Here is an 11,730-nt window from a genome sequence, read left to right as displayed (position 1 = left end):
ACCGGACCGACGCCGGGAACGCTAGGCAGGGCACGACGACCGGCGTTAGGTCGACGACTTAGGTCACCGACGTAGCGGGCGTCGTCGCACCGCTCCCGCAGGCGCTAGCGTGCTGCCGTGCCGCAGACCTCGGGAGCGGACGTCTGGTCCGACCCGTCCGGTCTGCTGCACGGTCGGCACGCCGAGCTGGCCGAGCTGCGCCGGCTGCTCTCGGCCCCACCCGGGTGCGCCGTGGTCGTCGGTGCCCCGGGCGAGGGCAAGACGACGCTGCTCTCGGTCGTCGGGGACCTGGCCCGCGGCGAGGGGTGGCAGGTGATCACCGCCTCGGGACGGATCGCCGACTCCTCGCTGCCGTTCGCGGCGCTCAGCGAGCTCCTGGTGAACGCCCCGACCGCGAGGACGAAGGCGGGACGCCGGCTGCGCGACGGGCTGCTCGCCCACGTCCGCGGCGAGGGGACCTCCGCGGGCGCCACCCCGCTCGGGCTGCGCCTCGACGTGCTCGCCTGGTTCGAGGAGCTCGCCGGTGACCGGCGGCTCCTGGTCGTGGTCGACGACGCGCAGTGGCTCGACCCCACGACCCGGCAGATCCTCGCCTTCCTCGCCCACCGGCTGGCCGGCGTCCCGGTCGCCCTGCTGCTCGCCCGCCGCAGCGACCGGGCGGTGGACGAGCTGGACGACCTGCCCGGGGTCGTCCTCCGCCCGCTGAGCGAGGAGGACGGCCGGCGGGTGCTGCGGGACGCCCGGGCGTCGCTGCCCGCCGCGGCCGTCCGCGGGGTGCTGCGGCGGTCGGCCGGGAACCCGCTCGCCCTGGTCGAGCTCGCCCGCGTCGACCCCGGGACCCTCGCGGAGGACGCCGCGGACCTCGCCGTGCCCGTCCGCATCGAGCAGGCCTTCGCCGCCGACCTGCCGAGCCTGCCGCCCCTGACCCGTACGGCGCTGCTCCTGGCCGCCGCGGGCGCCGAGGACCTCGCCGTCCTCGCGCGGTGCCTGGACCCCGCTCAGGTCGCCGACGCCCTCGAACCGGCGGAGAAGGTCGGCCTGGTCACCGTGCGGGGGCAACGCGTCTCCTTCCGCCACCCCCTCGCGCGGCAGGCGGTCTACGGCGGCGCGACAGCGGCCGCACGGGCCCGCGCCCACCGCGCGCTCGCCGACGCCTACCCGAGCGAGGGCGACCGGCGGGCGTGGCACCGGGCGGTCTCCGCCGCGGCCCCCGACGCGTCGGTCGCCGACGAGCTGGCCGCCGCGGCCGGACGCGCCGTCGACCGGGTCGCGTACGCCGAGGCGGCCCGAGCGCTGCGGCGTTCCGTGGAGCTCACCCCCGACCCGTCGGTCCGGGAGACACGCATGATGCAGCTGCTGCAGGTCGGGGTGCCGGTCGGCGAGTTCGCCGCCCAGATCGGGCTCGCCCGGCGCGTGCGCGACGAGACCACGAACCCCGAGGTCCGCGCCGGGGCCCAGAGCTTCATCGGGACCGCGCTCACCCAGACGATGGACCTCGAGGCGGCCCGGCTCGCCCTCGAGGACGCCGTCGCGCAGTCGGCGACGGTAGCCCCGGGCGCCGCCTGGGCCTCGCTCACCAGCCTCGGCGTGCTGGTCTACCAGACGGCGGGCGACCCGGCGTTCCTCACCGAGTGGGTGCGGCGGCTCGGTCGCCATGACCCCGAGGACGTCCTCGTCACCGCCTCGCGCGTCTGGAGCCGCGCCGCGGCCGAGCCCGCCGGACGGCCTGCGGACCTGCTCGAGGAGGTCCGCGGCGCACGGGCGCTCCCGCCGGGCACCCCGCCCGTCGTCGTCGGCCTGCGGGCGATGATGTTCGGCGCCGCCGCCTGGTTGCTCGACCTGCCCGACCTCGCCGTCGCCCACCTGCGCGAGGCACGGGCCATCCTCGACCGGCCCAGCTCCTGGGAGCTGGTCCCGATCCTCGTCGCCCTCGCCCAGGTCCACGCCGACCGCGTCGCGCTCGACGACGCCGACGAGGCCGCCCGCATCCTCTTCGAGATCGCCGAGGCCCAGGACCTGGAGTACCAGCGGGCCGTCGCCCAGCACACCCGGGCCGCGGTCGCCGCGCTGCGGGGGGACCGCGACGAGGCCCGGGGGATCGCCGCCGACGTCCTCGGCCGGCTGGACCTCGCCTCCTGCGTCGCGCTCGAGGTGGGGGTGCGGACGGCCGTCGCCGACAGCTGGTACGGCGAGGACGACCTCGTCCGCTACCAGCACCTGCGCAGCGCCTTCTCGCCCGACGGCCGCCCCCGGCACCTCCGGCTCTCCGTACGGGCGCTCGCGCCGGCGGTGTCGACGGCGCTGCGGTGCGGCCTGGCCGAGGACGGGCGCACCCTGCTCGCGGGGGTCGAGGCCGCTCTGCCCGCCACGCCGGGCACGTACCAGGCGATGGTCATCACCCTCGCCCGCGCGCTGCTGGCCCACGACGACGAGACGGACCGGCTGTTCCGTGAGGTGGTCGACGACCCGGCGCACGCCCCGTGGGCGTTCGAGCTGGCGAACGCCCGGCTCGACTACGGCCGCTGGCTGCAGCGGCACCGGCGCGTGCCCGAGGCGCGTCACCAGCTCGTCTCCGCGCTGCAGACCTTCGAACGGCTCGGCACCCGGCCCTGGGTCGACGCCACCCGCACCGAGCTGCGGCTGGCCGGTGGCGCCCCCGACAGCGGCACGACGGTCTGGACCTCGCTCACGGGGCAGGAGCGCCACGTCGTCCGGCTCGCCGCCCGGGGCCTGACGAACCGGCAGATCGGCGAGTCGCTGTTCCTCTCGCCGCGGACCGTCGGCGTGCACCTCTACAACGCCTTCCCCAAGCTCGGCGTCACGACCCGGCGGCAGCTCGAGGAGGTCGTCCGTCGGCTGGACCGCCCGTGACGGGCCGACCCAGCCTCACGGCTGCTCTCCCGGCGGGTGGCGACGGTCCCAATGGAGGAGGGCCAGGACGAACAGGTGCGTGATCTGCGGCGGCTCCTGGGCCAGGGCGGCGGCACGTCGCACGACGTCGGTGTCGAACGGGGTCAGGCGGCGCTCGTGGTGGTCGCGGTGGTCGGCCCACGACGCCATCAGGAAGCGCTCGACGAAGCGGTCGGTCTCCACGGCGTCGCGGAGCAGGACCCACCCGACGGCTTTCAGGTGCCGATGTTGGCCACCAACTCCGCGAGCCACACCCAGCGGAACACGGGCCACCGCAGCGGTGCCCACATCCCGACCGGCGCGGCGCCCGCTAGGAGCGGGGCGTGAGCGGAACCCGGAGGCTCGGGTCGTGCACGGACAGCACGAGGTCGTGCCGACCGGGCACCGTGGTCGGTCCCACGGGAGCGTTCGAGGACGCTCGGCCTCGTGGCCGAGGTCCGTGGCGGGTTCCCCCCTGGTACGCCCGCCACGGACGGCTCCGGGCTACTGCTGGATGAACGCGAGCAGGTCGGGGTTGATGACGTCGGCGTGGACCGTCAGCATCCCGTGCGGGTAGCCCTCGTAGATCTTGAGGACCGAGTTGCTGAGGAGCTCGTGCTGCTTGAGCGAGGCGTCCTTGTAGGGCACGACCTGATCGTCGTCGCCCTGCGTGACGAGGACTGGGACCGAGATGGCCTTCAGGTCCTCGGTCTGGTCGGTCTCGGAGAACGCCTTGATGCCGAGGTAGTGGGCCTGCGCGCTGCCCATCATCCCCTGGCGCCACCAGTTGTCGACCACGGCCTGGGAGAGCGTGACGCCCGGGCGGTTGAACCCGTAGAACGGGCCCGACGCCACGGCCACGTAGAACTCGGCCCGGTTGGCCGCCAGCGCGCTGCGGAACCCGTCGAAGACCGACACCGGCGTCCCGTCGGGGTTGCCCTCGGTCTGGACCATCAGCGGGGGAACGGACGACACGAGGACGGCCTTCGCGACGCGGCCCTGGGGCTCGCCGTACCGGGCGACGTAGCGCGCGACCTGGCCGCCACCGGTCGAGTGGCCGATGTGGACGGCGTTGCGCAGGTCGAGGTGCTCGACCACGGCGTTGGCGTCGCTGGCGTAGTGGTCCATGTCGTGGCCGGTGCCGATCTGCGAAGACCGCCCGTGGCCCCGCCGGTCGCTCGCGATCACCCGGAAGCCCTTGTCGAGGAAGTAGAGCATCTGGGCGTCCCAGTCGTCCGCCGACAGCGGCCAGCCGTGGTGGAACATGATCGGCTGCGAGTCGGGGCTGCCCCAGTCCTTGTAGTAGATCTCGGCGCCGTCGTCCGTGGTCACGAATGCCATTGCTGCAGTCCTCCGTCGTCTGGTCGGACCGAGCCGCTCCCGGGCCGACTGTCGTGCACGCCCGCTCCGCGGTGAGATGACGAGCGGCTCGAACGTAGCTTCGGGCCGGGCACGGCGGTTCCGACAATTGCCGAGTTCTCGCGCGACGTCCAGGGGAGACCCCGCGGAGGGGAGCGGCAGCAGGACGGGCGCTCGGGTCGTACGACCAGGGCCGGAGGCTCTCCTCAGCCGTTCGACGCCCGGGCTGTCTCCGCGACGATGGAGGCGGCGAGGTCGCGCAGCTCGACGTGGCTGTGCTGGGAGATGCGGACCGGCTGGCCGAGCAGCAGCTCGAACGAGCCCGAAGGACGGGGAGCGCTGGCGCCGGCTACGCCGTCCCTGTGCCCAGCAGCAGCCCGAGCAGGTAGGTGACCGCCGCGGCGCCGTAGCCGATGGCGAGCTGCCGAAGGCCCCGCCTGAGCGGTGAGGCACCCGAGAGCAGGCCGACCGTCGCGCCCGTGGCCAGCAGCGCCAGGCCGACGAGAACCGCAGCCACGACGACGGCCCTCAGACCCTCCAGACCGAACAGGTACGGCAGCACCGGGATGACGGCACCCGAGGCGAAGAAGCAGAAGCTGGAGAGCGCCGCGCCCCAGCCCGTACCGATCGCTTCGTGCTCGTCCGCCGCGTCAGCTCCCTCGACCACGGGTGGGTGGAGCTGCGGCGCGACCTGCCCGAGCACCTCGTTGGCGCGGGCTTCCGCGACGTCAGGGTCCATGCCGCGCGCCCGGTAGAGCAGAGCGAGCTCGTTGGCGTCGATGTCGAGGGCGGGCAGGACGTCCTGGGTGTCGGGATCCGGGGTCGAGGCCTCGAGCAGCTCGCGCTGCGAGCGGACCGACACGTACTCGCCGGCGCCCATGGACAGCGCGCCGGCCAGCAGGCCCGCGAGCCCGGTCAGCAGGACGAAGTGGTTGGCGATCCCGCTGGCGCTGACGCCCATGACCAGGGACAGGTTGCTGACCAGGCCGTCGTTGGCTCCGAACACGGCGGCCCGGAACGTGCCGGACAGGCGCTGACGACCGCGCGCCGCTAGTCCGCGCACGACCTCCTCGTGGATCCGCTCGTCGGCGGCCATGGCGGAGGTGGCGTCGGCATCCTCCTCGTAGGGAGACCGCGCCTCTGCGCGCTGGGCCAGGGCCAGCACGAAGACGGAGCCGAAGCGCCGAGCCAGCAGCAGCAGCAGCCGCGTGCGCAGGTCCGGTCGACGCGGCTTGCCCGCCTCGTCGCCGAGCAGCGCCAGCCAGTGGGCCTCGTGACGCCCTTCGGCTTCCGCCAGGGAGAGGAGGATCTCGCGTTCCTCGCCCCCGCGGTGTCGGGCGAGGTCCCGGTAGACCGCGGCCTCGGCCCGCTCGTCCGCGAGGTACTGGCGCCAGCGCCGCAGGGCGGCGGCGCTGGGTCGCGAGGCCGCGACGTCGCCGGACTCAGTCAAGAAGAAGCTCCCGGGCGTCCGCGTGGTTCATCGATTCCTTGCCTTCGCCGAGAAAGAACAAGGCCCGCACAGTCTCCTGTGCGGGCCTTCCTTGTAGCGGGGACAGGATTTGAACCTGTGACCTCTGGGTTATGAGCCCAGCGAGCTACCGAGCTGCTCCACCCCGCGCCGGTGAACACCAAGTTACGCGACTCTCTCCGCGGCTTCAAATCGAGAGGCCCTCGTGTGGTGCAGCGCACACGTGAGCGTGACATCGGCCCATCCACCCCATGAACCTCAACTTTTTCTTCTGCAACTCTGGCGTGTCGTCCTTGACATCGTGAAACCTTGGGCTCGCCCGTGTCCCAACCCCCCAGGACGGCCCCGATGACGCGACCCCAGCTCCACCACCGCACCCGCTTCGTGAGAGCGGCGGCCACCCTCCTGGCCGCCGGCTCCCTGCTCCTCACCGGAGCGCTGACGGCGCCGAGCGCCGAGGCTGACTCCGGGGTCAAGCCCTCGGACGGGAAGTTCGTGATCAAGGGCGCGGGCTTCGGTCACGGCCACGGCATGTCGCAGTACGGGGCGTACGGCGCGGCGAAGGAGGGTCTGAGCTGGAAGGAGATCCTCGCCTTCTACTACCCGGGCACCACGCTGAAGACCCTGAGCTCGTCCACGACGATCAAGGTCTGGATCACCGCGGACGACGACAACAACCTGCGCGTGCTGCCGGCCGAGGGCCTGAAGGTCTACGACTCGAACGACCACAGCATCACGGTGCCCACCGGGAGCGACTACAGGTCGTGGCGGATCAAGCGGTCGGGGTCGGGCTACAAGCTGGAGTGGCGCGACGGCGACGGTGACTACCACGCACTGAAGACGCCGCTCGACTCGAGCACGTGGATGGTGTCGACCAAGGCCAAGGTGGTGAAGCTGCGGCTCCCGAACGGGGCGACGCGCGAGTACCGCGGCACCCTGCGGCTGATCAAGCGGGGGACCGGCGGGCGCACCGTCAACAAGGTGAAGCTCGAGGACTACGTGCGCTCGGTCGTGCCGTCGGAGATGCCGACCTCGTGGGCCCCGGACGCCGTGCGCGCCCAGGCGGTCGCCGCGCGGTCGTACGCGATCCGGATCCGCGACTTCACCAGCTACAGCGGCTACGACATCTGCGACACCACGGCCTGCCAGGTCTACGGCGGCAAGGCGACGACGACGTCGGGCGGCACGCGCCTCGTCCGCGAGACCACGGCCGGGACCGCCGCGGCCAAGGCCACCGCGGGCACGATCGTGACCTACGGCGGCCAGGTCGCCCTCACCCAGTTCGCCTCGTCCAACGGTGGCGCGATGTCGACCGGCGGCTACCCCTACCTGAAGGAGAAGGACGACCCGTACGACGGCGTCGTCAAGTCGCAGGCCTGGAGCAAGACGGTCACCGCCAAGGCGGTCGCGAAGGCCTACCCGTCGGTCGGGACCGTCAAGCAGCTCACGATCACCAAGCGCGACGGCTCGGGCCGCTACGGCGGCCGGGTCAGCAGCATCAAGATCGTCGGCAGCAAGAAGTCGGTCACGGTGACCGGCTCGGCGTTCCAGTCGAAGTTCGGGATGCGCTCCTCGCTCTACAAGATCACGTCCTGACGATCATGGTCGGGACGGGCGTCGCGCCATGATCGACGGCTTCGAGGTCGGGCACGCCACGGCCGACGGCGACGGCTGGCTGACCGGTACCACCGTCGTCCTCGCCCGGGACGGTGCCGTGGGCGGCGTCGACGTGCGCGGCGGCGGGCCCGGCACCCGGGAGACCGAACTGCTCGACCCGTCCACCCTCGTCGAGCGGGTGCACGCGGTCGTCCTCACCGGCGGGAGCGCGTACGGGCTCGCGGCGGCGGACGGTGTCATGGCCGGCCTCGAGGACCTCGGCGTCGGGCTCCCGGTGGGCCCGCACCCGGGGGAGGTCGTGCCGATCGTGCCGGCGGCGGTGATCTTCGACCTCGGTCGCGGCGGCCCGTTCCGGAACCGGCCGGACGCGGCCTTCGGGCGGAGGGCGCTCGCGGCCGCCGGTGCCGACGACCCCGCCCGGGGCTGCGTCGGGGCGGGGACCGGCGCGCGGTGCGGCGGCCTCAGGGGCGGGGTGGGCTGGGCCGAGCTCGCGCTGCCCACGGGCGTCCGGGTCGCGGTTCTCGTCGTCGTGAACGCGGCCGGCTCCGTCGTGGACCCGGCGACGGGGCGGCTCTGGGCGGACCGCCGGGGGTGGCTCGCCACCCCGACCGCCGACGAGCGGGACGCGCTCGAGCGGGGGCAGCGGGACGCGCCGCTGTCGCTCAACACGACGATCGGGGTCGTCCTCACCGACGCCACGCTCACCAAGGCGCAGGCCCGCAAGGTCGCGGCCGTCGCCCACGACGGGCTCGCGCGGGCCGTCACCCCGGTGCACTCGATGTCCGACGGCGACACGGTCTTCTGCCTCGCGTCCGGACGTCGACCGCTCTCCGTCGAGCCGACGGTCGGGTGGGCCGGCACGGTCCCCGCCTTCAACGCGCTGCTCGAGTCGGCCGCGGACGCCTTCACGGCGGCGTGCCTCGACGCGGTCCTGCAGGCGGAGGGCCGGGGTCCGTGGCGCAGCTACGCCGAGCTGGCCCCGTCCGCGGTCGGGCGCGAGATTCCGGCGGGCGGCTGAGCCCCGGTTCCTAGACTGCGGTGCGTGAAGGCGCTGCTGCTGGAGAACATCCACCCCGAGGGCATCCGGCTGCTCCGTGAGCGCGGGATCGAGGTGGAGACCGTGAAGGGGGCCCTCGACGAGGCCGAGCTGGCCGCGCGCCTGCCCGGCGTGCAGCTGCTGGGCATCCGCTCGAAGACCAACGTCACGGCCCGCGTCCTCGAGCAGGCGCCCGACCTGCTGGCCGTCGGCGCCTTCTGCATCGGCACCAACCAGGTCGACCTCGGCGTCGCCGCCGAGCGGGGCGTCGCCGTCTTCAACGCGCCCTTCTCCAACACGCGCAGCGTCGTCGAGCTGGTCCTCGCCGAGATCATCTCGCTCGCCCGCCACCTCACGGACAAGAACGCGGCCATGCACGCGGGGGTCTGGGACAAGTCGGCCAAGGGTGCGCACGAGGTGCGCGGCCGCACGCTCGGCATCGTCGGCTACGGCAACATCGGCAGCCAGCTCTCCGTCGTCGCCGAGGCGCTCGGCATGAAGGTCTACTTCTACGACGTCTCCGACAAGCTCGCGCTCGGCAACGCCCAGCGCTGCGACAGCCTCGACGAGCTGCTGTCGGTCGCCGAGACGGTGAGCCTGCACGTGGACGGCCGGCCGGGCAACGCCGGCTTCTTCGGGGCCGAGCAGTTCGCCAAGATGCGCCCGCGCAGCCTGTTCCTGAACCTGTGCCGCGGCATCGTCGTCGACCAGGAGGCGCTGCGCGAGCAGCTCGTGTCAGGCCACATCGCCGGCGCCGCCCTGGACGTCTTCGAGACCGAGCCCAAGACCGCGGGCGACCCGTTCGTGTCGAGCCTGCAGGGCCTCCCGAACGTCATCCTCACCCCGCACGTCGGCGGGTCCACCGAGGAGGCGCAGTCCGACATCGGCCGCTTCGTCGCCCTCAAGCTGGGGGACTACGCGACGGTCGGCGCGACGACCATGTCCGTGAACCTGCCCCAGGTGGTCTCCGCCGCCGAGCCGGGCCGCAGTCGAATCCTGCACGTCCACAAGAACGTCCCCGGCGTGCTCGCGCGGGTGAACACCGTGCTCGGCGACGCCGGGGTCAACATCGAGGGCCAGACCCTGTCGACCCGGGGCGAGCTCGGCTACGTCATCACGGACACGGTCGGGCCGGTGCGCGCCGACCTCGCCGCGCGCCTGCGCGACCTGCCCGAGACCGTACGGCTGCGCGTCCTGTCCTGCGACTGAGCAGCGGCAGTCCGCTGACCCCGATGGCCCGCTGACACCCTTACCGGGCGCGGGCTCAGACCTCCCGCAGGACCAGCGGGAGCCAGAGGTCGTCGACGATCTCGAGGATCCGCGCCTCGGGGACCGGGGCCAGCGTCATGGTCAGGTCGTGGCGGAACAGGTCGAACGGCATCGTCACCAGCCCCGGCGGCCAGGCCCGGTCGGCGACCTCGCCGCGCCGTACGGCCCGCTCGAGGAACACCTGCCCGCCCGAGACCCCGCTCCCGAGCAGGCGCTCGCGCAGGGCTGCCGGGGACAGGCCCGTGTCCGACGCGATGTTGGCGACGTAGAGCCCGATCATCGTGATGAAACCCGCTCGCGACGCGTTGAAGCCGCGGAGGCTGGCGAGGACGTCGCTGCGCAGCGCGCCCGTGTCCGGCAGGGGCGAACGGTCGAAGAGGCCGGCGTGGCGCATGGCCGCCACCACGAGGTCCGACTTGGTCGGCCAGCGGCGGTAGAGCACCGGCTTGCTCGTCCCCGCCCGCTCCGCGACGGCCTCGAAGGTCAGGCCCCCGTAGCCGGCGGTCTGCAGCTCCTCCCAGGCCGCGTCCAGGAGGGCGCCCTCCAGCTCGCTGCCGCGTCGCCGGCGGGCTGGCTCGCTGGTCACGACATCCTCGAGAAGATCCACTTGCGTATCTTATCGGGCCGGTTTACGGTGCTCAAGAAACGTCCCCGTATCTAAGGCTGGCCATGGACCGTTCCCTCCGCAACCTCGCCGTCGCGCTCGTCGTCGGCGCGATGGCACCACTCTTCGACTCCACGATCGTCAGCGTCGCACTGCACAGCCTCGCGGCCGACCTGCACGCTCCGGTCGCGACCATCCAGTGGGTCAGCACCGGCTACCTGCTCGCCCTGGGGGTGACCGTCCCCGTCGTGGGCTGGCTGCAGCGGCGGGTCGGTGGCCGGCGGCTCTGGATGGCGGCCCTCGTCGTCTTCCTCGTCGGCTCCGTGCTGTGCAGCCTCGCCTGGAGCGCGCCCAGCCTGGTCGCGTTCCGGGTGCTGCAGGGGATCGGGGCCGGGGCGATGCTGCCGCTCCTCACGACCCTGCTGATGCAGGCGGCCGGTGGCCGCGACCTCGGGAGGCTGATGGCCGTCGTGTCGCTGCCGACCGCGCTGGGGCCGATCCTCGGACCGGTGGTCGGCGGCCTGATCCTCGGGGCGGCGAGCTGGCGCTGGCTCTTCTGGGTGAACGTCCCGTTCGCCGTCGCCGGGCTGCTGCTGGCCTGGTACCTGATCCCGGCCGACGGCCCGCGGACGAAGGCCCGGCTCGACGTCGTCGGCCTGGTCCTCCTCTCGCCCGCGGTCGTGGGCCTGCTCTACGGCCTCAGCGGCGTCGGCGGGAGCGGTGGCTTCTCCCGGACCGCCGTCTGGCTGCCCATCGCCGTCGGCGTCGCGCTGCTCGTCGCCTTCACGCTCTGGGCCCTGCGCCACCGTGGCGCCGCCCTGGTCGACGTCCACCTCCTGCGCCACCGACCGCTGGCGGCGTCCGCGTCGCTGCTGTTCCTCACCGGGGCCTCGCTCTACGGCGCGATGCTGCTGCTGCCGCTGTCCTTCCAGGAGCTGCGCGGCACGGACGCGCTGGGGGCCGGGCTGCTGCTCGTCCCGCAGGGGGTCGGCGCCCTGCTGAGCCGCACGCTCGCCGGCCGCCTGAACGACCGCTTCGGTGCCCGGGTCGTCGCCGTCGTCGCGTTCGCGGTGCTCGGCGCGGCCACCGTGCCCTTCGCGCTCATGGGGCCGGGGACCCCGGTCTGGGTGGTCGTCGTCGTCCTGCTGGTGCGCGGCGTCGGCCTCGGCGCGGTGATCATTCCCCTGATGGCGGTGGGGTTCGTCGGGCTGGAGCGCGACGAGATCCCGCACGCGAGCATCATCACGCGGATCGCGATGCAGGTGGGCGGGGCCGTGGGGGTCGCCGTGCTCGCCGTGGTCCTGCAGCGCGGGGTGGCCGCGGTGGGGCCCGTCGCGGGCTTCCAGCAGTCCTTCTGGTGGGCCGCCGGCCTGACCGGTGCGTCCGTGCTGCTCTCCCTCGTGCTGCCCGGTCGACCCCGGGTCGCCGCGCCCGCGACGCCGGAGGAGGCGCGGGAGCCGGTCGCCGCCTGAGGGTCGGCGGGCGTGC

General features: G+C 73.5%; 9 protein-coding genes and 1 tRNA gene. 5 read left to right on the top strand and 5 right to left on the bottom strand.

What is annotated here, in order from left to right; all coding sequences use genetic code 11:
* The first annotated feature begins 117 nt into the window (after positions 1-117).
* Positions 118-2,871 carry an AAA family ATPase gene (locus tag ABD665_RS04130; RefSeq protein WP_204912111.1) on the top strand — a complete coding sequence of 918 codons (2,754 nt, stop codon included), beginning with the start codon at positions 118-120 and terminating at the stop codon, positions 2,869-2,871.
* 15 nt (positions 2,872-2,886) lie between these two features.
* Here ABD665_RS04130 and ABD665_RS04125 read toward each other — a convergent pair whose 3' ends face one another.
* The 4 genes from ABD665_RS04125 to ABD665_RS04110 all read right to left on the bottom strand — a co-directional run bounded on the left by ABD665_RS04125 (position 2,887) and on the right by ABD665_RS04110 (position 5,866).
* Positions 2,887-3,162 (bottom strand): MFS transporter, encoded by a 276-nt coding sequence (locus ABD665_RS04125; RefSeq protein ID WP_204912112.1) that lies wholly within the window; start codon positions 3,160-3,162, stop codon positions 2,887-2,889.
* Positions 3,163-3,393: 231 nt separating this feature from the next.
* Positions 3,394-4,230: an alpha/beta fold hydrolase gene (locus ABD665_RS04120; protein ID WP_204912113.1), complete on the bottom strand. Its 837-nt coding sequence runs from the start codon at positions 4,228-4,230 to the stop codon at positions 3,394-3,396.
* A 367-nt stretch (positions 4,231-4,597) separates the two neighbouring features.
* Positions 4,598-5,698, bottom strand: a complete 1,101-nt coding sequence (locus ABD665_RS04115; protein ID WP_344741159.1) for a VIT1/CCC1 transporter family protein — start codon at positions 5,696-5,698, stop codon at positions 4,598-4,600.
* Positions 5,699-5,792: 94 nt separating this feature from the next.
* Positions 5,793-5,866 (bottom strand) — tRNA-Met (locus ABD665_RS04110).
* A 198-nt stretch (positions 5,867-6,064) separates the two neighbouring features.
* On the opposite strand from ABD665_RS04110, the gene ABD665_RS04105 reads away from it, so the two are divergent.
* Genes ABD665_RS04105 through serA form a run of 3 tightly spaced genes read left to right on the top strand, consistent with a single transcriptional unit; the run spans position 6,065 to position 9,578 of the window.
* Positions 6,065-7,312, top strand: a complete 1,248-nt coding sequence (locus tag ABD665_RS04105) for a SpoIID/LytB domain-containing protein (RefSeq protein WP_204912114.1) — start codon at positions 6,065-6,067, stop codon at positions 7,310-7,312.
* Positions 7,313-7,340: 28 nt separating this feature from the next.
* Positions 7,341-8,351: a P1 family peptidase gene (locus tag ABD665_RS04100; RefSeq protein WP_204912115.1), complete on the top strand. Its 1,011-nt coding sequence runs from the start codon at positions 7,341-7,343 to the stop codon at positions 8,349-8,351.
* Between the two features lie 24 nt (positions 8,352-8,375).
* Positions 8,376-9,578, top strand: a complete 1,203-nt coding sequence (gene serA, locus ABD665_RS04095) for a phosphoglycerate dehydrogenase (RefSeq protein WP_204912116.1) — start codon at positions 8,376-8,378, stop codon at positions 9,576-9,578.
* 55 nt (positions 9,579-9,633) lie between these two features.
* On the opposite strand, the gene ABD665_RS04090 is transcribed toward serA, so the two are convergent.
* Positions 9,634-10,224 (bottom strand): TetR/AcrR family transcriptional regulator C-terminal ligand-binding domain-containing protein, encoded by a 591-nt coding sequence (locus ABD665_RS04090; protein WP_204912117.1) that lies wholly within the window; start codon positions 10,222-10,224, stop codon positions 9,634-9,636.
* A gap of 83 nt (positions 10,225-10,307) precedes the next feature.
* On the opposite strand from ABD665_RS04090, the gene ABD665_RS04085 reads away from it, so the two are divergent.
* On the top strand, positions 10,308-11,714 hold the full coding sequence (locus ABD665_RS04085; protein ID WP_204912118.1) for a DHA2 family efflux MFS transporter permease subunit: 1,407 nt from the start codon (positions 10,308-10,310) through the stop codon (positions 11,712-11,714).
* Positions 11,715-11,730: the final 16 nt, after the last annotated feature.

The sequence above is a fragment of the Microlunatus spumicola genome (genome assembly GCF_039536445.1).
In the GTDB taxonomy this organism is placed as follows: Bacteria; Actinomycetota; Actinomycetes; order Propionibacteriales; family Propionibacteriaceae; genus Microlunatus; species Microlunatus spumicola.
This window is presented reverse-complemented; position numbering and strand designations above follow the sequence as displayed.

Bases quoted from the DNA above. Each gene is read 5' to 3' on its own strand.
- ABD665_RS04100 (WP_204912115.1), top strand. From the start codon at position 7,341: ATGATCGACGGCTTCGAGGTCGGGCACGCCACGGCCGACGGCGACGGC.
- ABD665_RS04105 (WP_204912114.1), top strand. From the start codon at position 6,065: ATGACGCGACCCCAGCTCCACCACCGCACCCGCTTCGTGAGAGCGGCG.
- ABD665_RS04085 (WP_204912118.1), top strand. From the start codon at position 10,308: ATGGACCGTTCCCTCCGCAACCTCGCCGTCGCGCTCGTCGTCGGCGCG.
- ABD665_RS04120 (WP_204912113.1), bottom strand. From the start codon at position 4,230: ATGGCATTCGTGACCACGGACGACGGCGCCGAGATCTACTACAAGGAC.